General features: G+C 70.3%; 18 protein-coding genes. 11 read left to right on the top strand and 7 right to left on the bottom strand.

Going from position 1 to position 21,086, the window contains the following annotated elements:
• Positions 1 to 121: 121 nt before the first annotated feature.
• The 5 genes from ACFYP5_RS37990 to ACFYP5_RS37970 form a co-directional block, all read right to left on the bottom strand.
• Positions 122 to 592: a DUF1877 family protein gene (locus ACFYP5_RS37990; protein WP_389044497.1), complete on the bottom strand. Its 471-nt coding sequence runs from the start codon at positions 590 to 592 to the stop codon at positions 122 to 124.
• Between the two features lie 123 nt (positions 593 to 715).
• Positions 716 to 2,545, bottom strand: a complete 1,830-nt coding sequence (locus tag ACFYP5_RS37985; RefSeq protein WP_389044500.1) for a glycoside hydrolase family 97 catalytic domain-containing protein — start codon at positions 2,543 to 2,545, stop codon at positions 716 to 718.
• 223 nt (positions 2,546 to 2,768) lie between these two features.
• On the bottom strand, positions 2,769 to 3,983 hold the full coding sequence (locus ACFYP5_RS37980) for a lysophospholipid acyltransferase family protein (RefSeq protein WP_389044496.1): 1,215 nt from the start codon (positions 3,981 to 3,983) through the stop codon (positions 2,769 to 2,771).
• Positions 3,980 to 4,843: a phosphatidate cytidylyltransferase gene (locus ACFYP5_RS37975; protein ID WP_389044495.1), complete on the bottom strand. Its 864-nt coding sequence runs from the start codon at positions 4,841 to 4,843 to the stop codon at positions 3,980 to 3,982. The genes ACFYP5_RS37980 and ACFYP5_RS37975 overlap by 4 nt, the downstream gene beginning before the upstream one ends.
• Positions 4,840 to 5,412 (bottom strand): CDP-alcohol phosphatidyltransferase family protein, encoded by a 573-nt coding sequence (locus tag ACFYP5_RS37970; protein WP_389044493.1) that lies wholly within the window; start codon positions 5,410 to 5,412, stop codon positions 4,840 to 4,842. Before ACFYP5_RS37970 ends, ACFYP5_RS37975 begins: the two co-directional genes overlap by 4 nt.
• 100 nt (positions 5,413 to 5,512) lie before the next feature.
• Here ACFYP5_RS37970 and ACFYP5_RS37965 point away from each other — a divergent pair, with 100 nt between their 5' ends.
• The 3 genes from ACFYP5_RS37965 to ACFYP5_RS37955 all read left to right on the top strand — a co-directional run bounded on the left by ACFYP5_RS37965 (position 5,513) and on the right by ACFYP5_RS37955 (position 6,944).
• Positions 5,513 to 6,058, top strand: a complete 546-nt coding sequence (locus tag ACFYP5_RS37965; protein ID WP_389044491.1) for a GNAT family N-acetyltransferase — start codon at positions 5,513 to 5,515, stop codon at positions 6,056 to 6,058.
• A gap of 285 nt (positions 6,059 to 6,343) precedes the next feature.
• A complete protein-coding gene (locus tag ACFYP5_RS37960; protein ID WP_389044488.1) occupies positions 6,344 to 6,631 on the top strand; it encodes a LysR substrate-binding domain-containing protein in 288 nt (95 codons plus the stop codon).
• A gap of 184 nt (positions 6,632 to 6,815) precedes the next feature.
• The gene (locus ACFYP5_RS37955) at positions 6,816 to 6,944 is read left to right on the top strand and encodes a hypothetical protein (protein WP_093772350.1); all 129 of its coding nucleotides are present in this window, start codon (positions 6,816 to 6,818) and stop codon (positions 6,942 to 6,944) included.
• A gap of 17 nt (positions 6,945 to 6,961) precedes the next feature.
• Here the strand turns inward: ACFYP5_RS37955 and ACFYP5_RS37950 are convergent, their stop codons facing one another.
• The gene (locus tag ACFYP5_RS37950) at positions 6,962 to 8,524 is read right to left on the bottom strand and encodes a purple acid phosphatase family protein (RefSeq protein ID WP_389044486.1); all 1,563 of its coding nucleotides are present in this window, start codon (positions 8,522 to 8,524) and stop codon (positions 6,962 to 6,964) included.
• Between the two features lie 128 nt (positions 8,525 to 8,652).
• Between ACFYP5_RS37950 and ACFYP5_RS37945 the strand changes: the two genes are divergently transcribed.
• From ACFYP5_RS37945 to cimA, 8 genes are all read left to right on the top strand, one after another.
• Positions 8,653 to 9,693 carry a 3-isopropylmalate dehydrogenase gene (locus ACFYP5_RS37945; protein WP_389044483.1) on the top strand — a complete coding sequence of 347 codons (1,041 nt, stop codon included), beginning with the start codon at positions 8,653 to 8,655 and terminating at the stop codon, positions 9,691 to 9,693.
• Between the two features lie 241 nt (positions 9,694 to 9,934).
• Positions 9,935 to 11,023: a branched-chain amino acid aminotransferase gene (locus ACFYP5_RS37940; RefSeq protein WP_389044481.1), complete on the top strand. Its 1,089-nt coding sequence runs from the start codon at positions 9,935 to 9,937 to the stop codon at positions 11,021 to 11,023.
• 297 nt (positions 11,024 to 11,320) lie between these two features.
• A complete protein-coding gene (gene ureA / locus ACFYP5_RS37935) occupies positions 11,321 to 12,016 on the top strand; it encodes an urease subunit gamma (RefSeq protein WP_389044478.1) in 696 nt (231 codons plus the stop codon).
• Complete coding sequence (locus tag ACFYP5_RS37930) at positions 12,016 to 13,698, top strand: urease subunit alpha (protein WP_389044476.1); 1,683 nt, start codon at positions 12,016 to 12,018, stop codon at positions 13,696 to 13,698. The genes ureA and ACFYP5_RS37930 overlap by 1 nt, the downstream gene beginning before the upstream one ends.
• Positions 13,699 to 13,717: 19 nt before the next feature.
• Positions 13,718 to 14,737 (top strand): agmatine/peptidylarginine deiminase, encoded by a 1,020-nt coding sequence (locus ACFYP5_RS37925; protein WP_389044473.1) that lies wholly within the window; start codon positions 13,718 to 13,720, stop codon positions 14,735 to 14,737.
• A gap of 94 nt (positions 14,738 to 14,831) precedes the next feature.
• Positions 14,832 to 15,431, top strand: a complete 600-nt coding sequence (locus ACFYP5_RS37920) for a TetR/AcrR family transcriptional regulator (RefSeq protein WP_389044471.1) — start codon at positions 14,832 to 14,834, stop codon at positions 15,429 to 15,431.
• A 266-nt stretch (positions 15,432 to 15,697) separates the two neighbouring features.
• Positions 15,698 to 17,035, top strand: a complete 1,338-nt coding sequence (locus ACFYP5_RS37915) for an MFS transporter (protein ID WP_389044469.1) — start codon at positions 15,698 to 15,700, stop codon at positions 17,033 to 17,035.
• A gap of 278 nt (positions 17,036 to 17,313) precedes the next feature.
• A complete protein-coding gene (gene cimA, locus ACFYP5_RS37910; protein ID WP_389044467.1) occupies positions 17,314 to 18,921 on the top strand; it encodes a citramalate synthase in 1,608 nt (535 codons plus the stop codon).
• Positions 18,922 to 19,001: 80 nt separating this feature from the next.
• Here cimA and ACFYP5_RS37905 read toward each other — a convergent pair whose 3' ends face one another.
• Entirely contained in the window at positions 19,002 to 20,870 is a 1,869-nt protein-coding gene (locus ACFYP5_RS37905; protein WP_389044465.1) for a ricin-type beta-trefoil lectin domain protein, read from the bottom strand.
• Between the last annotated feature and the right edge of the window lie 216 nt (positions 20,871 to 21,086).

The raw sequence follows: 21,086 nt of genomic DNA, 5'->3' as shown, positions 1-21,086 counted from the left end.
TGGGAGCCATCAACGTTCTACGGGCCGGGCTGGCCCGTCGCGAGGCCAAACCGGCTTAGCGAGAAGCCCCGTCATTTATGGCGGGGAGGAGTCACTTCCGCCTCTCGGGTACGGGGAAGCATCAGTACAGGAAGCGCTTCACCACCGCGTCGCCCGCCTCGGCCGCCCGGCCGTAGAAGTCCAGCACCCGCCGGTGGTGCGCGGCGAAGACGGCGCGGACCTCGGCCTCCGGCCATCCCCAGTGCGCGCCGACGCCGCCGTCGGCCGCGCGCCACAGTTCGTCGAACGGATGAGCGCGCAGGAACTCCGCCGCCTTCCGTACCTCCGGGGCCTCCAGAGTCACCGACGGAGCCTCGATCCCGGCAGGGTCCTCGTGGACGTTCCCGCCGAAGACCGGGAGCTCGCAACTGCCATGACCGGGCGATGCGGTGAGGCACAGCTCGTGCACCGCGGAGAAGTCCTTGGAGATGCTCAGGTCCGTCGCCGGACGGTCGAGCTCGTCGTCGGTGTCGGCGAAGACCGCCGCCACCCCGTCGAAGTCCCGCGGCAGTCGGGCGGCCGGCACGGCCCGCGCCTGCATGCTGAAGCCCATCGTCGTCCCCTCCCGCCGGGCCGCTGTCCGCGGGTCCCCTGCTCATGAACAGTAGGGGCGCCCACCGACAACGGCCCGCGCCGCCGGGTGAGCCCGGTGGGTGATCCGGCCGCCGCTACCGGTTCAGCGGTCGCAGGAGGTACGGCCCGGGGACCAGCGGCAGGCCACCGCGGCGAAGCCGCCGTCGGAAACCACATCCACCGACAGCGTGTCGCCGCCCCGCACCGTGCGGGCCGTGCGCACCGGTCCCGCCGGTCCGTCCGTCACCGTCTCGACCAGCCAGCGTCCGGATCCGATCCGCAGCGGCACCTCGGCGGTGTGCGCCGCACCCGCGTACATACCGCCGATGAACCACCTGCTGCCGGAGCGGCGGCCCAGCACCGCACTGCTCCCCGGCTCCCCGGCCAGCAGCCGCGTACTGTCCCAGGCGTCCGGCAACTGCTCCAGGAAGTGCCGGGCCTCCGGGCGTGCCTCGTACGACTCGGGTGTGCCCGCCAGGTTCTGGATGCCGGACTCGTACAGGACGGAGAGCCCCAACTCGCTTGCGTCGGAACCGGCGTTGGGCCGGTTCGGGCGGTGGAAGGCGCCGGGGGTGAAGTCCATGGAGCCGATCACGTTCCGGGTGAAGGGGAGCGTGGTCAGGTGCTGGGCGGTGTTCGTCTTCTTCTCCTCCCCGTTGACGCCCTCCAGCGACATGACGTGCGGCCAGGTGCGCTGGATGCCCTTGGGGATCGTGGAGCCGTGGAAGTTGACCATGAGGTGGTGGGCCGCCGTCTCCGGGAGGATCCGGTCGTACCACTGGAACGTCTCCTGGGCCTCCGAGTCCATGAAGTCGATCTTCACTCCCTTGACGCCCCATTTCTCCAGCGTCGGGAGCCACTGGGCCCGCTCCTCGGCGGTGTCGAGGTCGCGGTGGTGGATCCAGACCTGGATGCCCACGCCCCGTTCCCTGCCGTAACGCACCAGTTCCGGGATCCAGCTGTGGGTCTGCCAGTCGGGGTCGGTGACGTCCCACTGCGCCGGGTCGAAGTACCAGCCCGCGTCGACGACGGTGTACGGCCAGTGGCGGGCAGCCGCGTAGTCGACGTATCCCTTCTGCATCTCCAGGCTCTGGCCCGCCGGACGGCCGCCCGCCAGCCAGGTCCACAGGGCCCGGCCCGGCTTGATCCAGGAGGTGTCGGGGACCTTGGACGCGGGGGCGAGGTCGTCCGTGAACGTCGACTCGGTGACGGTCGCCAGGTCGCCGGTGACCACGGCGCGCCACGGGGTGGTGAGCGCACCGGCCGTCCGCACCTGCGCGTCCCAGAGCTTGACGCGATAGGTGGAGGACCCCGCTTCGTGGGCCAGTCGGGCCCCGGAGTAGCTGCCGGTGAGATCGGACTCGGCCACCAGGGCATAGCTGTTCCCGGTACGGAACAGTGCCTGCATCATGTATTCGCCGGCCGGGGCGCCGGCCGCTGTGTACGCGTTGAAGAGGTTCTCGTTGTCCTTGCGGTAGGCGCCGAGCCAGGCGGAGGAGCCTTCGGGCAGGGTGAACGCCGAGCTCTCCTGCAGGACGTCGCCCGTGTCGCCCGGCAGGTCGTACCGGTAGGCGACCCCGTCGGCCGACGCCCGCACGACCACGTCGAGCCGGGCGCCCGCCCCGGTGCGGAAGCGGAAGCGTGCCTCACGCATGTCCACGGTGCGGCTGCGGGCCTTGCCCGCGGCGGTTCGGTAGTGCTCGTGGACCGTGCGGTCGCTGCGGCCGAGGAACGACAGGCCGGTGGAGAAGTCGGCCCGCTCGGTGACGATACCGACGGGCGAGGGGGCGAGCACGGTCTCACCGGCGCGGGAGACGGACAGGTCCAGGGCCCCGCTCGCCCGGTCCAGCCGCAGTTCGGCGATGGGTCCGCCGGACCTGTCCCGTACCGTCCATCCGGCCTCCTCGGCGCGCGCGTCGACGGCGAGCAGCATCGTCGACGCGAGGGCGCCGCAGAGGACGATCGAAAGTGTCCTGATCCGGTTCCGTAATGACACGGGTCCTCCCTCAGTTCACGGTTCAGATGACGGATCAGTGATCCGATGACTGGGAGGATGGTTGGCGCTAGAGGGGTCGTCAAGGGTTCTGACGGGTAATACGTCGGATCAATTGTATGGATGGCTGAACGGTGTCCAGGATCTCCTGCTGTGTCGGCGTTCAGTGCCAGCCGCGCACGATGAGCGACAGTCCGGTCGCGAACCCGCCGCCGAGCATTACCAGATACCGGCCGTACTGCCACCGGTGACGCCGCATCAGCAGCCCGAACCCGGCGAAGCCCAGTCCCACCGTCAGCGTCCGCGCACCGCGCGCCGCAGCCGAGGCGGCGAGCCACTTCGCCGTCCCGGTCCCGGCCCGGCCCGCCTCGGCGCCGTACACCTTGAACGGGATGCCGTTCCACGGCTGGTGGCGCACCGCCGAGGCGCCCTCCAGCGCCAGCTCGTGCCGGACCTCGGCCCGCATCCGCTCAGTGGTCAAAGGCGCGGGCAACGGCACTCCCATGGAGGCAAGTTGGACGGCGAGCAGGCCGCCCGCGAGGCTGCCCGCGAGCGCGCCGAGAGACATCCTCGGTGCCGCGCGCGGCACCGCCGCACACGCCACCGCAAGCAGCAGCTCCGGCATCAGCGGCCAGCTCAGGGCCTCCGCCGCCGCCCAGCAGAACGCGAGCGGCAGACCCCACCGCGACGTGACGACCGCCGCCACCCGGCGCCGCGTCGCCGAGTCCCGCAACGGCTCGGACGTCGTACGAGCGTGCAGTGCCACGACCGCGTCACGGGCCTCCTCCGCGGTGACCGTCGGGGGCAGCGGGTCGCCGATCGCCACCCGGACCAGCGCCGAACGCAGCCGCCCGTGCTTGGGCAGCAGCCGGTCCGTTCCGCCGATCCCCACCGGCACGACCGGAACCCCCGCCCGCTCCGCCAGCACCAGTGCACCCCGGTGGAACGAGCCGAGCTCGCCTTCCCTGCCACGGGTGCCCTCAGGGAACAGGACGACCGCCCGGCCGGCCCGCAGTTCGTCCGCCATGGACAGCAGATCGTCCATGCCGCCGCCGCTGCGCCGCACCGGGAACCCGGCCGCGAGCCTGCGGCAGATCCGGCGCCGCCACGGCGAGCCGAACCAGTAGTCCGCTGCGGCCCCGATCGCCGGGGTGTGCCGGGCGTCGAGCGCTGCGAGCAGCGCGGCCGTATCGGCGTGAGAGGAGTGATTGGCGACCACCACACAGCCGCCCCTCGGCAGCCGGCCCCGCCGCTCCACCCCGCCGGTGAGGCTGAGGACGCCCCACCACAGGCCGCGGCGGATCGCGGCGGACAGGCGGGAGCGTATCGGGAGCACGGACGGGACGCCCTGGCCATCAGTGCGCTCGAGCGTCGTCATCGCACCATCACCATCGCCAGGAGAAGGGCCACCAGCAGGGAGTCGATCCGGTCGAGCAGGCCGCCGAAGCCGGGCAGCCAGCTACCCGCGTCCTTCACCCCGGACTCCCGCTTGATCATCGATTCCAGCAGGTCACCGAGGACACAGCCGCCGAGCGCCGCACCCCACAACGGTAGCGAGAACGCGCCGAGGAGCAGCAGGAGCAGCGCCGTTGCGGCCGCCGCGCCCATCACCCCCGCCCAGGTCTTGTCGGGCGAGAGCGGAGACAGCGGCCGGGACAGCGGACCGCGACGGCCCAGCGCCGTACCGCCGCACCAGGCACCGACATCGCCGAGCGCCACCGCCAGGCCCACCGCGACCCCCGTCTCGCCGAGCGTCACCAGTCCGGTCAGCGCGACCGGGATCCACAGCAGTCCGAACGCGGTACGGGCGGTGCGGGTGAAGCCGGACCTGTCGTCCCCGGCCAGCAGCGAAGGAACCGCCGCGGCGATCAACAGCAGCGCCGCCGTCCGCAGGTCGAGGAGGTGCGGTGCCAGCCACGCGACGGCCGGGAGAGCGACGGCCGCCGCGGCGAGCACCGCGTGGTCCCCGCGCGCCGACCCCGCCATCCGGACGAACTCACTCACCGCGATCACCCCGAGCCCCGCGGCCAGCACGAACGTCCCGCCGCCGCCCAGGACGTACGCCCCCAGGAAGACCGGCGCGACCAGCGCCCAGGTCCGCCACCGCCTGCGCAGTTCGGCGCGTATCCGGACCCTCGACGGCAGTACGGCGACCACGACCCCGCCCGCCCCCAGCACACCGGCGACCAGCGGCACGGCCCGCGCCGCCGCTTCCTCGGCGATCAGTGCGGCGCTCACGCCGACTCCCGCCACAGCCAGGCCAGCCGGACCGCCGCGGTCAGCAGTGAACCGACGGCGATCACGGTCAGGACCGGCACCGCCCAGCCGCTCGCCGCCGCGACGACGACCAGCAGACAGCGCTCGGTCTTGCCGACCGGGCCGCCGTTGCGGCGGGGTGCGCCCGCCGCCGCGCCGGCCAGCGACACCCAGGACGGCAGCGTCGCCGCGAGCCCGGCCGCCGCCACCAGCCACAGCGGGGCGAGCGCCAGGAAACCGGCCAGCGCCAGCAGATCGGCTGCCCGGTCGCCGAGTTCGTTGAGCACCGCACCGCGCCGGGTGGTCCGGCCCGTCTCGCGGGCAACCGCCCCGTCGAGGTTGGCGAAGGCGAGCCGGGCCGCGAGCAGTACGGCGACAGGCAGGGCGGCGAGGCCGGTGGGCAGCGCGGCCAGTGCGACGGCGGCACCGGCCGCCGAGGCGACACCGGCGGCGGTGAGGGTGCCGGGCGACACCTCGCGGCGGACGAGCGTGGCGCGGACACCGGAAAGCCTGTCCGCGTACCACGGCTTCAGAGCGTAAAGGCCGTTCATGGGCCCAACTCTCGTTCGGCGCGCCACTCTTCGACACGTGGCAGCTACTCAGATGCGCACTGAGTACCTGGTGGCGCAGGTGCCTGAGAGGCTGGGGGACATGACTGAGCCGTTGTGGCACACCGTGCACACCTACGAGCTGACCCCGACCGCCCGCGACGGGATCCGCGCCTTCCTCGACACCGCCTTCGAGGGCGGCTTCAGCGACGACGACTGGGACCACACCCTGGGCGGCATCCACGCCTACGCACGCGACGGCAGTGGGCTCCTCGCGCATGGGAGTGTCGTCCAGCGCCGGGTGATCCACGCCCACCGCTCGTACCGCATCGGATATGTCGAGGGCGTGGCGGTCCGCGCCGACCGCCGGCGTGAGGGGCTCGGCGACCGGGTGATGACGGCAGTGGAGCGGGTCATCGACGGGGCGTACGCCTTCGGGGCACTGTCCGCTTCCGAGACCGGGGCCGCGCTGTACGCGGCGCGCGGCTGGCAGGTGTGGCAGGGGCAGATCGGCGTGCAGGGGCTGAGTGGTGTGGCGCCGCTGCCGGACGCGGAGGGCAGCACGTACGTCCGTGGCGCGGCCGGACGTCCGCTGCCCTCCCCGTCCCGGAAGCTGATCTTCGACTGGCGCGACGGCGATGTGCTGTGACGGGACCCGCCGCCGCGCCCCGCGTCCCGGGCCGCGAGGCGCCGCAGGCAGAGGAGACGCGGCTGCAGCTGCTGACGGACGTGGGCCCGCAGGACCCGAGGCGTGACCGTCAGGTCCTGACCGGTCGGCCGGCTGCCGGGGCTCCTGCGCGGGCGGTCCGGCCCTCCGACGGGGTGCCGGGCTCCCGGTCGCCGTCCCGGCTTATCGCGGGGGTGCGGACCGACGGACAGGTGCGGATTTCTCGGCCAGGACCTCGCCCGGGCCGGGGAAGGGCCTGCGGCGACGGTGGAGACCGAGGACGACGGAGCAGTGCTCTCGATGGTGTCCCGTGGTCTCGGAAGGGCGATCATGCCGCGGCTTTCCCTGGAGGGAGTACCCGAGGACGTCGAGACCGCCGCTCCCGGACCGGAGCGGCCGACCTCGTCGGTCGGCTGTGGCACCACCTCTGAGCAGGCACGATCCCTGACCGTGCGGGCCCTGATCCGAGAACTGCGGGCGGGCGGCGCCAAACCTCCGTCTCAGATAGTAGGAAGTCCGAGTAATTGTGGAGACAGACCGGCCGAGCTGCCCTAGCTTTGTAGAAGCCGAACGTCTCGCTAGATCCAGCGACTGGCGGTCGTGAGCACGTGCCCCTGTGCAGGCAACCCCTGCGGCATCTGCTCCCCGCCCCTTCCGGCGCCTCGAAATCCCGATCTCGAAATCACGTTCACGATTTTTCGATCTCGAAGTCCTCGCGATCTCAAGGAGTCGATCCACCATGGCCGAGACGACTGTCCGCCGCGTCCGTCACACCCACCGCCCGACCGAGTCGGAGCGCCAGAATGCCGCCGCCGCCCTGCAGCGAGCCCTCGACCGCAGGGACAACGGCGGCTCCACCGGTCACTGAGACCGGCGGGGTTCAGCTCATCCGCGGCTGATCTCGAAGTGGTCGATGCGCTCGCCCGACTCGGCGAGCGCGGTGACCTTCATCCGGGCGTGCCGCCCGGGCTCGACCTCGACCGCGAGGAACGAGAAGCCGGTGTAGCGCACCCGCGACCACTCCACGGTCTCGGTGGCCCTGCCGCCGCCCTTGACCACGTGGTACGTGTTCACGCTCTCCTGGTCCTTGACGTGCCCCTCGTACGTGTCCGGCGCCGGGAAGTCGTACAGCGCCTTGCCCGCGCCGCCCGCCGTGACGTACACGATGCCGTCCCGCGTCGGGTCGGTGCGCTCGCCGATCGGCACCTTCCGCGCGACCGCGTTCCCCAGGATCGCGTCGGTGCGCTCGTAGACGTGGTTGTGGCCGTTGATGACCAGGTCGACCTGGTGCTTCTCGAAGAGCGGCACCCAGGCGTCCCGCACCCCGCCGTCCGAGGCGTGCGCGTTGGTCGTCGAGAAGGCGCAGTGGTGGAAGAAGACGACAATGAAGTCGATGTCGTGGCGGGCCCGCAGCTCACCGAGGCGCCGGTCGAGCCAGCGGGTCTGTCCGCCGTCGCTGATCCCGAAGTTGGCGGGGATCTCGTACGAGACGTCGTTGGCGTCGAGCGCGACCACGCCGACATTGCCGTGCACGAACGAGTACGCGCCGGGCTGGCCCACCGGGTCCGGGCCGTTGTCCGGCAGCGACCAGCGGGCGTTCTGGCCGCCGTAGCCGTCCGGCGAGTACCAGGCCTCCATGTCGTGGTTGCCGGTGGTCACCATCCAGGGCACGGTCTTCGACACGGTTTCCGTCTGCGCCAGGAACTGGTCCCAGGTGCGGGCGTCGTACGTGTCGCTCGACTGGCCGGAACCGGACGGGTCGGCGTAGCAGATGTCGCCCGCGTGCAGGTGGAAGGCCGGGTTCTGGCCCAGGATCAGCTGGTCGTTGCCGAGGGCGTGGTAGCTGACGCCCTGGTCGCCGAAGGCCGTGAAGGTGAAGGGCTCGGCGTGCGAGGGCGCGGTGGTGAAGGTGCCGAGAGTGCCCAGGTTGCGGGTGTCGGCCGGGTCGAAGCCGTCGTGGCCGACACCGTAGTAGTACGTCGTGCCGGGCTGCAGCCGGTCCAGTCCCGCGTGTACGTAGAACTGCTCGGCGGCCGCGATCTTGCCGTCGTTCAGCAGCGGGGTCGTCAGATGCCGCACCTCGGCGTCGATCTTCCGGCTCAGCGCCCACGGCTTGAGCCCGATCCGGATGTACGGGCGCCTGACGGCGAACGGAACCTGCCAGGAGATACGCATCTGCGTCTTCGGGTCGGCACCGTACGCGAGATGCCGGCCGAACGGGGCGACCAGCGAACCGTCCACCTGAGTGGAGGAGTTGCGCGAGGAGAGCACGGTGGGCGCGGCGTAGGCGGGCGAGGCGGCGAGCCCGGTGCCGACGACGGCCGCGGTCGCCGCACCCGCGCGGAGCGCGCCACGCCGGGTGAGCCGGGTGCGCAGGTAGTCGTGCTGCTCGGCCATGCTCATTCGGTCGGCGAGCTTCTCGGGAATGCCGAAGCGGGGGATGTCCATGGCCAGAACATCCACCCGTCGGCTGACGTCTTCCCCGCGAATCGGTGAACGGTACACGTACAACTCCCCATGTGTCCGTATGGTGGACGCAAAATGTCATGGGGTGGGACGAGCAGTAAGGTGCCGACATGTCTCGCAGCATCAATCTCGCAGTGATCCCTGGTGACGGTATCGGCCAGGAGGTCGTGGCTCAGGGCCTCAAGGTCCTCAATGCTGTTCTCCCGCAGGATGTGAAGCTGGAGACCAAGGAGTTCGACTTCGGCGCGAAGCGCTACCACGCGACCGGTGAGACCCTCACCGACGCGGATGTGCAGGCGCTCAAGCAGCACGACGCGATCCTGCTCGGCGCGATCGGTGACCCCTCGGTCCCGTCGGGCGTCCTGGAGCGCGGCTTCCTGCTGAAGCTCCGCTTCCTCTTCGACCACCATGTGAACCTGCGGCCGTCGAAGCTGCTTCCGGGCGTCGCGACCCCGCTCAAGGGCCAGCCGGAGATCGACTTCATCGTGGTCCGCGAGGGCACCGAGGGTCCGTACACCGGCAACGGCGGCTCGATCCGCACCGGCACCCCGCACGAGGTCGCCACCGAGGTCTCGGTCAACACCGCGTTCGGTGTCGAGCGTGTGGTCCGTGACGCCTTCGCTCGCGCCCAGGCCCGCCCGCGCAAGAAGCTGACGCTGGTCCACAAGAACAACGTGCTGGCCTACGCCGGGCACCTGTGGACCAACATCTTCAACAAGGTCGCGGCCGATTTCCCGGACGTCACCACCGACTACCTGCACGTGGACGCGGCGACGATCTTCCTCGTCACGCAGCCCGAGCGCTTCGACGTGATCGTCACCGACAACCTCTTCGGTGACATCATCACCGACCTCGCCGCGGCCGTCTCCGGCGGCATCGGCGTCGCGGCCTCGGGCAACATCAACCCGAGCGGCGAGTTCCCCTCGATGTTCGAGCCGGTCCACGGATCCGCCCCGGACATCGCGGGCCAGGGCAAGGCCGACCCCACGGCCGCGATCCTCTCCGTCGCCCTCCTGCTGCGCCACCTCGGCTACGAGACCGAGGCCGGGCGCATCGAGGACGCCGTCTCCGCCGACCTCGCGGGACGTGGCGACACCCCTCGTACGACCTCGGAGATCGGCGACGCGCTCGCGGTACGCGTAGCCGGCTGACCCGACGACTCCACTTCGAAGCCGCCGGGTCGCAACCGCACCCGGCGGCTTCTCCTGCGTGGTCCCGGGTGCCACCATCGATCCCTGGACCGCAATCACGTCATTTCGTGCATGGCCCCCGTCGAGCGATAATCGAACGGGGCCGTGGCTTGCGATAAAGCTCGGACGTCCTAGCACCTGTCTGACAGGAGCGGCGTGAGCGCGGTCCCTCACACACAAAACCGGTGAAGGACACGCACTCATGACGACGCCCACGATCGAGCTCAAGCCTTCTTCCACCCCGCTGTCCGACGCGGAGCGCGAGGCGATCCTGGCCAACCCCGGATTCGGCCGCTACTTCACCGATCACATGGTGATCATCAAGTGGACCGAAGGCCGCGGCTGGCACGACGGCCAGCTCGTCCCCTACGGCCCGCTGTCGATCGACCCCGCCACCAACGTCCTGCACTACGCGCAGGAGATCTTCGAGGGGCTCAAGGCCTACCGCCAGCCCGACGGATCGGTGGCCACGTTCCGCCCCGAGGCCAACGCCAAGCGTTTCCAGCGCTCCGCGCACCGTCTGGCCATGCCCGAGCTGCCGGTGGAGACGTTCATCGAGGCGTGCGACCTGCTGGTCCAGCAGGACAAGGCATGGGTTCCGGCGCACGGCGGCGAGGAGTCGCTCTACCTGCGCCCGTTCATGATCGCGTCCGAGGTCGGCCTCGGTGTGAAACCCGCCAACGAGTACCTCTTCATCGTCATCGCCTCGCCCGCCGGCGCCTACTTCCCCGGCGGCGTGAAGCCGGTCTCCATCTGGCTCTCCGAGAACCGGGTCCGCGCCGTCCCCGGCGGCATGGGCGACGCCAAGACGGGCGGCAACTACGCCGCGTCCCTCCTCGCCCAGGCCGAGGCCGCCGAGAAGGGATGCGATCAGGTCGCCTACCTCGACGCGGTCGAGCACAAGTGGGTCGAGGAGCTCGGTGGCATGAACCTGTACTTCGTGTACGGGAACAAGATCGTCACCCCGGCCCTGACCGGCTCGCTGCTCGCAGGTGTCACCCGTGACTCGCTGCTCCGGGTCGCCCGTGACCTCGGCTACGAGTCCGAGGAGGGCCGCGTCTCCATCGACGAGTGGCGCGCCGGCACCGAGAAGGGCACCCTCACCGAGGTCTTCGCCTGCGGCACCGCCGCCGTCATCACCCCCGTCGGCATCGTCAAGTCTGCGGGTGGCGAGTGGACCCAGAGCGACGGCAAGCCCGGCGAGGTCACGATGAAGCTGCGCGACCGGCTCCTCGACGTCCAGCGCGGTATCGCGGAGGACACCCACGGCTGGATGCACCCGCTCGGGTGATTCGCGGTCCCGTACGACTTCGCCCGCCCCGGCAGCCGCCAGGGCGGGCGAAGTCGTTTCCTGGCGCGGCCGCCCCGCGTGCCGGTGACCCGGGCGGACGGTCGCCGGACGCGGTCGCGTGGAGCGCTGTGCCGGTTCCGGGACGGTGTCGGCTCCGCGCTGTTCCATCGGCATCAGGAGACCTTTGTCAGACGATTTGAGTGCTGCTCTATGTGAGGCTGCGTACGGCGCTCCATCAGTGGTTTTCATGTGGGGAATTCATGATTAGAGTGATGCTCAAACAGGAGGTGTGGTGACGTGCGACTGACCCCGACCGAGCGTGACCGGCTGCTGCTCTTCGGCGCCGCCGAACTGGCACGGGCGCGCCGCGCGCGTGGACTGAGGCTCAATATCCCCGAGGCGACGGCGCTCATCGCGGACACCGTCTGCGAGGCGGCCCGGGACGGGCGGCGGCTCGCCGAGGCGATCGAGGCCGCGCGCAGCGTGCTGGGACCCGACGACGTTCTGCCCGGCGTGGCGGACGTGGTCACGGAGGTGCATGTGGAGGCCGTCTTCGACGACGGATCCCGGCTCGCCGTCGTCTCCGACCCCATAGGCGGCGGCACCGGAGACCTGCCGGCGGACGCCGTGCCCGGCGCCGTGCTGCCCGCACCGCCGCACGCCGAGCCCCGGCCCGAACTGCGCCTGACCGTGCGCAACACCGCGACCGTCCCGGTCAGCGTCACCTCGCACTTCCACTTCTTCGAGGCCAACCCGCGGCTCGACTTCGACCGGGCCGCGGCGTACGGAATGCGGCTGTGCGTCCCCGCCGGAGCGTCGGTCCGCTTCGATCCGGGCGGCGAGACCGAGGTCGGCCTGCTGCCGATCGGCGGTGCCCGGATCGCGATCGGCTTCGCGGGCCTGGTCGACGGTCCGCTGGACGCGCCCGGAGCGAAGGAAGAGGCCCTGCGGCGTGCGGCGGCCTGCGGTTATCTCGGAGCGGAGGACGCCTGATGGACCCCTACGCATACGCATCGGTGCACGGGCCGCGCGCCGGCGACCGGGTCGTCCTCGGCGACTCAGGCCTGGTGGTGCGCGTCGAGTCGGACGCGCAGGCTCCCGGCGACGAGTTCCTGGCCGGCTTCGGCAAGACCGCGCGCGACGGCCTGCATCTCAAGGCCGCCGCCGTACGCGACACCTGTGACGTCGTCATCAGCAACGTGCTGGTCATCGACGCGGCGCTGGGCATCCGGAAGGTCTCCATCGGCATCCGCGAAGGCCGGATCTCCTCGATCGGACGGGCCGGGAACCCGGACACGCTCGACGGTGTGGACGTCGTCGTCGGCACGGGTACCACGATCGTGTCCGGCGAGGGCATGATCGCGACGGCCGGCGCCGTCGACACCCATGTCCATCTGCTCTCGCCACGCATCATGGAGGCCTCGCTCGCCTCCGGCGTCACCACCGTCATCGGCCAGGAGTTCGGCCCCGTCTGGGGCGTCGGCGTCAACTCGCCGTGGGCGCTCCGCCACGCCTTCAACGCCTTCGACGCCTGGCCGGTCAACATCGGCTTCCTGGCCCGAGGTTCGTCCTCCGACGACGCGCCGCTGGTGGAGGCGCTCGCCGAAGGCGGCGCGTCCGGCTTCAAGGTGCACGAGGACATGGGAGCACACACCCGGGCGCTCGACACGGCCCTGCGGGTCGCCGAGGAGCACGACGTACAGGTCGCCCTCCACAGCGACGGGCTGAACGAATGCCTCTCCGTCGAGGACACCCTGCGTGTCCTCGACGGCCGGACGATCCACGCCTTCCACATCGAGGGCTGCGGTGGCGGCCACGTACCGAACGTCCTCAAGATGGCGGGCGTCCCGAACGTGATCGGCTCCTCCACCAACCCGACCCTTCCGTTCGGCCGGGACGCGGTCGCGGAGCACTACGGGATGATCGTCTCCGTACACGACCTCAAGACCGACCTGCCCGGGGACGCCGCGATGGCCCGGGACCGGATCAGGGCCGGGACGATGGGTGCCGAGGACGTGCTGCACGACCTCGGCGCGATTGGCATCACCTCGTCGGACGCCCAGGGGATGGGGCGCGCGGGCGAGACCGTGCGCCGCACCTTCGCCATGGCGGGGAAGATGAAGGCCGAACTGGGCCCGATGGAGGGCGACGGCGCGCACGACGACAACGCCCGGGTGCTGCGCTACATGGCAAAGCTGACGATCAACCCCGCCATCGCACACGGTCTCGCGCACGAGATCGGATCGATCGAGGTGGGCAAGCTCGCCGACATCGTGCTCTGGAAGCCGCAGTACTTCGGGGCGAAGCCGCAGCTCGTGCTGAAGTCGGGTTTCCCGGCCTACGGAGTGACGGGCGACCCCAACGCCGCGACCGACACCTGTGAACCCCTCGTCCTGGGACCGCAGTTCGGAGCGTACGGAGCGACCCCCGCGGACCTCTCGGTGGCCTTCGTGGCAAAGGCCGCGACCGAACTGGGATCCGACCTGATGCCGACGCGACGTCGCAGGGTCGCCGTACGCGGCACCCGCGGGATCGGCCCGGCCGATCTCCGGCTCAACTCCCGTATCGGGGACGTGGCGGTGGACGGGCACAGCGGCCTGGTCACGCTGGACGGTGACCCGGTGCGCTCCGGACCGGCCGAATCGATCTCCCTCAACCGCCTCTATTTCCTGTAAGAACGAGGAGTCCGACGACATGACCTTCCGCATGCCGCCCGAGTGGGCCCCGCACGAGCGCACCTGGATGGCCTGGCCGGGGCCCAACGTCACGTTCACCGGTGACGACCTCGCCGAGTCCCGCAGGGCATGGGCTGCGGTGGCCCGCGCCGTACGCCGCTTCGAACCGGTCACCATGGTCGTCGGTCCCGGCCAGGCGGAGGGCGCCCGCGCCGCGCTCGGCCCGGACATCGACCTGGTCGAGCGCGAACTGGACGACGCCTGGATGCGTGACATCGGTCCGACCTTCGTCGCCGACGGCAGCCGACTCGCCGCCGTGGACTGGGTATTCAACGGCTGGGGCGCACAGGACTGGGCGACCTGGGAACACGATGCGAAGATCGCCCGCCATGTCGCGGATCTCGCCGGGGTCCCCGTGCACAGCTCGCCACTGGTCAACGAGGGCGGCGGCATCCACGTCGACGGCGAGGGCACCGTCCTGCTCACCGAGACCGTCCAGCTCGGCAAGGAACGCAACCCCGGCTGGACCAAGGAAATGGTCGAGGCCGAGATCCACGCCAAGCTGGGCACCACGAAGGCGATCTGGCTCAAGTGCGGTCTGACCGGCGACTACCCGCCGCACGGCTTCGGCACCCTCGGCCATGTCGACATCGTCGCCGCGTTCGCCGGCCCCGGGGTCGTCGTCGTCCACACCCAGCCGGACCCGTCCCACCCCGACCACGAACTCTGCAAGGAGAACGTGGAGATGCTCAGGTCCCGGACCGACGCCCGGGGCCGTCCCCTGGAGGTCGTCGAGGTCCCTGCCCCGACCGTGGTGCGGGACGAGGACGGTCACTGGGTCGACTACTCGTACATCAACCACTACGTCTGCAACGGCGGCGTGGTGCTGTGCGGCTTCGACGACCCCCGCGACGAGATCGCCGCGGGCATCTTCCGCCGCCTCTACCCCGAGCGGACCGTGACCCTGGTCGACGCACGTACGATCTTCGCCGGTGGTGGAGGCATCCACTGCATCACACAGCAGCAGCCGAGGGTCTGATGGATTCCATGGAGAGCGACGTCCGGCACGCCGCACAGGCCGCGCTCCGGCGCATCCACCCGGTGGCGGCGGGCTGGACCGGGGGAGCCCTTCGATGACCCCCGGCCCGCGCCGCCGCAACACAGCCCCGCCCCGTGAGGAGGTGCTGGCCGCCGCCATGGCCACCATCGCCGAACGCGGTCTGGACGGGCTCACCATGGCCGGACTCGGCCGTGACGTCTCCATGAGCAGCGGTCATCTCCTCTACTACTTCCGCACCAAGGACGAGCTGCTGCTGCAGGCCCTGGAGTGGAGCGAGGGCAGGCTCGGAGCACAGCGGATGGAACTGCTGGCCCGGCAGATCCGGGTCCGCGAGCGGCTCGACGCGTACGTGGATCTGTACATCCCCGACGGCCACCGCGACCCGCACTGGACGCTCTGGCTGGAGGTCTGGAACCGCTCGCAGAACGCGGACGCCGACGCGCGTGCCCGGCAGGCCGCGATCGAGCGGGCCTGGCACCGGGACCTGGTGGCGCTGCTGGCGGAGGGCGCCTCGCGCGGGGAGTTCCGGGCCGTCGACGCCGAGCGGTACGCGACCAGGCTGCGCGCCCTGCTCGACGGGTTCAGCATCCATGTGGCGATCGGCCTGCCCGGCACCGAGCGGGGCGGAATCCTCGACCACGTACGGGAGTTCCTGGACGAGTCGCTCGCCTGACGCCGCCGCCCGTCACCGCTGCGGCAGCACGGGACCGGGCGGGGGCGGTGGGGGCAGCGGGCCGGACGGCGGGCCGGTGGGCGGCTGCGAGGTCACTGTGGATCCCTACCACCGGCAACCGCGCCGCCCAGCCGCCGATCGGGTGGACCGGTCCGCCGTCGCCGCGGTTGTTCGCCCGGCCGTGAACGCAACGCACGCAAGTACGCATGATCGTTGCCCTATGCACTCTTGTTACGTTCCCGGCCGTTGGGGCACGGTGACAGACCATGGGACGAGAGCAGTGGAAGAAAATCTGGGTCGGCTCCGCCGGCAACATGGTCGAGTGGTTCGACTGGTTCGTGTACGCGACCTTCGCGGTCTACTTCGCGGACTCGTTCTTCCCCGCAGGCAATGAGACCGCGAATCTCATGAACACCATGGGCATCTTCGCCGTCGGCTTCTTCATGCGGCCGGTCGGCGGCTGGCTGCTCGGCCGGATCGGTGACCGCAGGGGACGCAAGGCCGCGCTGACCCTCACCGTCACCCTCATGTCGGCCTCCGCGATCCTCATCGCCGTCGCGCCGACCTACGCCGTGGCGGGGTACGGGGGTGTCGCCGTCCTGCTGGTGGCCCGGCTCCTCCAGGGCCTCTCGGTCGGCGGCGAGTACGCAGCCAGCGCCACCTACCTCACCGAGGCGTCCGCACCCCACCGGCGCGGCTTCGCCTCCAGCTTCCAGTACGTGTCCATGACCGCCGGACAGCTCGTCGGCCTCGGCCTGCAGATCGTCCTGCAGCGCAACATGTCCGACGCGGCGCTGCACAGCTGGGGCTGGCGCATCCCGTTCGTCGTCGGTGCGCTCGGCGCGGCCATCGTCTTCTATCTGCGCCGCTCCATGCTGGAGACCGAGGTGTACGCCGAGTCCGGCGCGGCCGCCGAGCAGGACCGGGGCACGCTGAAGGTGCTGTGGAAGCACAAGCGCGAGGCGTTCCTGGTGATGGCGCTGACCATGGGCGGGACCGTCGCGTACTACACGTACACGACATACCTCACCAAGTTCCTCTCCAAGAGCGCCGGCATGGAGAAGTCCACCGCCTCGCTCGTCAGCTTCTGCGCCCTGTTCGTCTTCATGTGCATCCAGCCGCTGGCGGGCATGCTCTCCGACCGGGTCGGCCGCCGCCCGCTGCTGATCACCTTCGCCGTCGGCTCCACCTTCCTGACTGTGCCGATCATGACGATGCTCAAGAACGCGGGGACCTTCTGGCCCGCGTTCGGCCTGGCGTTGCTCGCCCTGGTCGTCGTCACCGGCTACACCTCGATCAACGCCTGTGTGAAGGCCGAGCTCTTCCCGACCGGCATCCGCGCACTCGGTGTCGCCCTCCCGTACGCCCTCGCCAACGCCCTCTTCGGCGGCACCGCCGAATACGTGGCGCTCTGGTTCAAGGACGCGGGCATCGAGTCGGGCTTCTACTGGTACGTGGCCGGCTGCGCCGCGGTCTCCCTCGTCGTCTATCTGACGATGCGCGAGACCCGCGACATCGACCTGGGCCGGGTCGGCGCGGCCGACCGGAGGACCGGGCAGGGGACGGAGCCGTCCGGGGCGACGAGCGTCACGCCCGCATCCTGAGACGGGCGACGGCACGGAGGCGGTGCTGTGCGAGACTGCCTCCGTGTCCTTGTTCGTCATGATTATTGGCAGCAGGCGCGCCGGTCCGCAGTGACCGTCCCGTACCACCAGATGCGGAGCGGCCACCGTGCCCCAGACCCGCGCGCAGACCTCTCGCACCCGCGAGGGGTTTTTTCGTTTTCCGGCCCTCACCTCGGCCGGGCCGATGCGCGCGCGATGATGGGGGCAAGTGGAGCCCGATCGTCCGGATCCACTCATCCGACAGGAGTCAGATCAGCATGACCACCAAGGCCAAGGCCACCGATGACAGCTTCCATGTCTTCGACACCACACTGCGCGACGGTGCACAGCGTGAAGGCATCAACCTGACGGTCGCGGACAAGCTGACCATTGCCCGGCACCTGGACAACTTCGGCGTGGGCTTCATCGAGGGCGGCTGGCCCGGAGCCAACCCCCGCGACACGGAGTTCTTCGCCCGCGCGCAGCAGGAGATCGAGTTCAAGAACGCCGAGCTGGTCGCCTTCGGCGCGACCCGCAGAGCGGGCGGCAAGGCCTCCGAGGACCCGCAGGTCAAGGCCTTGCTGGAGTCGGGCGCCCCGGTGATCACGCTGGTCGCCAAGTCGCACGACCGGCATGTGGAACTCGCGCTGCGCACCACGCTCGACGAGAACCTGGAGATGGTCCGCGACACCGTCTCCTACCTGCGCGAACAGGGCCGCCGCGTCTTCGTCGACTGCGAGCACTTCTTCGACGGTTACCGCGCCAATCCCGAGTACGCCAAGAACGTCGTCCGGGCCGCCTCCGACGCCGGCGCCGATGTCGTCATCCTCTGCGACACCAACGGCGGGATGCTTCCCGCCCAGATCCAGGCCGTCGTCTCCACCGTCCTCGCCGACACCGGCGCACGGCTCGGCATCCACGCCCAGGACGACACCGGCTGCGCGGTCGCCAACACCCTGGCCGCCGTCGACGCGGGCGCGACGCACGTCCAGTGCACCGCGAACGGCTACGGCGAGCGGGTCGGCAACGCCAACCTCTTCCCCGTCGTCGCCGCCCTGGAACTGAAGTACGGCAAGACCGTCCTCCCCGACGGCGCACTCGCCGACATGACCCGCATCTCGCACGCCATCGCCGAGGTCGTCAACCTCACGCCCTCCACGCACCAGCCCTATGTCGGTGTCTCCGCCTTCGCCCACAAGGCCGGGCTGCATGCCTCAGCCATCAAGGTCGACCCCGACCTCTACCAGCACATCGACCCGGCGCTGGTCGGCAACACCATGCGGATGCTCGTCTCCGACATGGCGGGCCGCGCCTCCATCGAGCTCAAGGGCAAGGAGCTCGGCATCGACCTCGGAGGCGACCGCGAGCTCATCGGGCGCGTCGTCGAGCGGGTCAAGGAGCGTGAGCTCAAGGGCTACACGTACGAGGCCGCCGACGCCTCCTTCGAACTGCTGCTCCGCGCCGAGGCCGAGGGCCGGGTACGCCGCTACTTCCGTACGGAGTCCTGGCGCGCGATCGTCGAGGACCGCCCCGACGGCACCCACGCCAACGAGGCGACCGTGAAGCTCTGGGCCAAGGGCGAGCGTCTCGTCGCCACGGCCGAGGGAAACGGCCCGGTCAACGCACTCGACCGGGCACTGCGCGTCGCCCTGGAGCGGATCTACCCGCAGCTCGCCAAGCTGGAGCTGGTCGACTACAAGGTCCGCATCCTGGAGGGCCGCACCGGCACCGAGTCCACCACCCGGGTGCTGATCACCACGGGCGACGGCACCGGTGACTGGGCGACCGTCGGGGTCGCGGAGAACGTCATCGCGGCGTCCTGGCAGGCGCTGGAGGACGCGTACACCTACGGCCTGCTGCGGGCCGGGGTCGAGCCCACGGAGTAGCCGAGTAGCCGCCCCGGCCAGGGGCGGACCCACGGAGCACTCCGCGGGCCCGCCCCTCCCCCCGGACGGACCCGGCCCTGTTACTGGAGATGCCACTTCTGGTTGGCGGCTCCGGTGCAGGTCCAGATCTGGGCGCGGGCCCCGTTCGCCGTCGACTGGTCGGTGATGTCCAGACACTTGTCCGCGGCCGTGTTGACGACGTCACCCGTCGCGGCGTCGTACGTCCAGCGCTGCGCGGAGGAACCGTTGCAGGTGTACAGCTGCACCTTTGCTCCGTTGGCCGTCGACGCGGACGTCACATCCAGGCAGGATCCCAACGCCTGGATGGAACCGTCCGCCGCAACCGTCCAGCGCTGAGCCGCCGAGCCGTTGCAGTCATAGAGCTGGACGGCCGTCCCGTCGGTGCTGCTGCCGCCCGCGACGTCCAGGCACTTGCCCGCAGGGCCCGAGAAGACGCCCGAGATACCGGTGGAGCCGGACGGACTGCCGGACCAGGTGAAGGTCGCCGAGGTGCGGCCCGGCAGCGAGTAGCTGAACTTCTGGCCGCCCCAGTTGACGGTGATCTGCTGTGCGGGGGTACCGCCGTTGTACGCGATCAGCGCCTTCGAGCCGTCCGGGTTGCGCCAGGCCACATTGGGCACGGCGGAGCTGGCCGTCGAGGCGATCCGCTGGGCGCCGGGCCGGACGAACTTCGTCAGATGACCCATCGTGTAGTACTCGATGTTGTAGTCGACCTGCCCGCTCCTGCTGTCGCCGTTGTGCACGGTGATCAGCCCGTCGCAGGTGCCGCAGCCGCCGTTGTGCGGACCCCGGTTCTGGTCCACGGCCAGGGACCACTTGGTCACCGACTTCGCCCAGTTCCGGGTGTAGTCGACGATGTTGAGCATGTCCTCGCGCTGCTGGTCGGCGATCCAGGTGCCGCCTGAGTGCTCGGTCTGGAAGGCGTCCATCGCCGGGTACTGGTTGTGCACGGTGGTCTGCTTGGTGACGTCACCGCCGTAGCCGTGCCAGGCGACCCCGCCGAAGTTCGGGTGGTTGCGCACCGCCGGGTCGTCCACCGTGGCCGCCGCGTAGGCGTCGTAGGTGTCCCAGTTCCAGTCGTGGGCGAGGACCTTGGTGGCGAGGCCGGCTGACTGGAGTTTCGGCAGCAGCTCGTTCTTGGTGAAGTAGGCGAGCCCCGAGCCGTTCCAGCTCATCGACGGATAGCCGGAACAACAGGTCGGCTCGTTCTGCGCGGTGACGTAATCGACCGGAACACCCCGGTCCCGGTACGCCTGGAGGTACTTCACGAAGTAGTCGGCATAGGTGCCGTAGTTCTCCGCCTTCAGCCAGCCGCCGTTCAGCTGGCCGCTGTCCTTCATCCAGGCCGGCGCGGTCCACGGCGACGCGACCGTCGTCAGTGCCGGGTTGAGCTGCTTGGCCTGCTGGGTCAGTGGGAGCACGTCCTCCAGATCATGTGCGATCGAGAATTTCGCCATAGACGGGTCGGTCTGGCCGGACGGTACGTCGTCGTACGTGTACCCGGTCCTTGCGAGGTCCGAGCCGCCCATCGGATTGCGTACGAAGGAGAGCCCGATGCCCTCGGTGGGGGAGAACAGCTTCTTCATCGTCGCGTCGCGGGTCGCCTGGCTGAGTGCCCCGCTGCTCTTCATCAAGTACGCGGCCGTGTCGGTGAACGAGGCGCCGCCGCCCGTGAACGTCTGGTAGCGGGTGTTCTCGTCGACCGTGATGTTCGTGCCGCTGCCGCCGTTCCCGGCGCCGAAGGCGATCGGGGCCTGGGCCTGCAGGCCACGGGTGACATGCCGGCCACCGGTGTCGTCCGTCGTGGTCAGCGCGATGTTCACGGTCTCACCGGCGGCCTGCGCCGTACCGGACGAGAGCCCGCTGAGACCGGCGGTCGCGAGCACTGCGGCGACCAGCGCGTGAGCCGCTCTGCTTGATCTGATCATGGGCTGCTGCCTTTCTCGGCAGGGATGTGGGGGAGTGCCGTCGATCGAGGCGTGAGTGAACTGCTGTTGTGGGCCGGCGTCAAGGGGGTTCGTGTTCACAACTTGAACGCACAACACGTCCTGCCTGCTGGGGATATGGGTACGGACCAATGTCGACGTGAAGTATTGACGGCACTGTTCCAGCGGGGTTAACTCACGCCGCAACGCCGGTACCGG

Origin of the sequence: Streptomyces sp. NPDC005262 (assembly GCF_042872425.1) — a bacterium.
GTDB lineage: Bacteria > Actinomycetota > Actinomycetes > Streptomycetales > Streptomycetaceae > Streptomyces.
This window is presented reverse-complemented; position numbering and strand designations above follow the sequence as displayed.

Coding starts and splice junctions, on each gene's coding strand:
- ACFYP5_RS37920 (WP_389044471.1), top strand. CDS start 14,832: ATGACCCCCGGCCCGCGCCGCCGCAACACAGCCCCGCCCCGTGAGGAG.
- ACFYP5_RS37985 (WP_389044500.1), bottom strand. CDS start 2,545: ATGCTGCTCGCCGTCGACGCGCGCGCCGAGGAGGCCGGATGGACGGTA.
- ACFYP5_RS37945 (WP_389044483.1), top strand. CDS start 8,653: ATGTCTCGCAGCATCAATCTCGCAGTGATCCCTGGTGACGGTATCGGC.
- cimA (WP_389044467.1), top strand. CDS start 17,314: ATGACCACCAAGGCCAAGGCCACCGATGACAGCTTCCATGTCTTCGAC.
- ACFYP5_RS37965 (WP_389044491.1), top strand. CDS start 5,513: ATGACTGAGCCGTTGTGGCACACCGTGCACACCTACGAGCTGACCCCG.
- ACFYP5_RS37925 (WP_389044473.1), top strand. CDS start 13,718: ATGACCTTCCGCATGCCGCCCGAGTGGGCCCCGCACGAGCGCACCTGG.
- ACFYP5_RS37930 (WP_389044476.1), top strand. CDS start 12,016: ATGGACCCCTACGCATACGCATCGGTGCACGGGCCGCGCGCCGGCGAC.
- ACFYP5_RS37915 (WP_389044469.1), top strand. CDS start 15,698: ATGGGACGAGAGCAGTGGAAGAAAATCTGGGTCGGCTCCGCCGGCAAC.
- ACFYP5_RS37970 (WP_389044493.1), bottom strand. CDS start 5,412: ATGAACGGCCTTTACGCTCTGAAGCCGTGGTACGCGGACAGGCTTTCC.
- ACFYP5_RS37940 (WP_389044481.1), top strand. CDS start 9,935: ATGACGACGCCCACGATCGAGCTCAAGCCTTCTTCCACCCCGCTGTCC.
- ACFYP5_RS37905 (WP_389044465.1), bottom strand. CDS start 20,870: ATGATCAGATCAAGCAGAGCGGCTCACGCGCTGGTCGCCGCAGTGCTC.
- ACFYP5_RS37950 (WP_389044486.1), bottom strand. CDS start 8,524: ATGGACATCCCCCGCTTCGGCATTCCCGAGAAGCTCGCCGACCGAATG.
- ACFYP5_RS37990 (WP_389044497.1), bottom strand. CDS start 592: ATGGGCTTCAGCATGCAGGCGCGGGCCGTGCCGGCCGCCCGACTGCCG.
- ACFYP5_RS37980 (WP_389044496.1), bottom strand. CDS start 3,983: ATGACGACGCTCGAGCGCACTGATGGCCAGGGCGTCCCGTCCGTGCTC.
- ACFYP5_RS37955 (WP_093772350.1), top strand. CDS start 6,816: ATGGCCGAGACGACTGTCCGCCGCGTCCGTCACACCCACCGCCCGACC.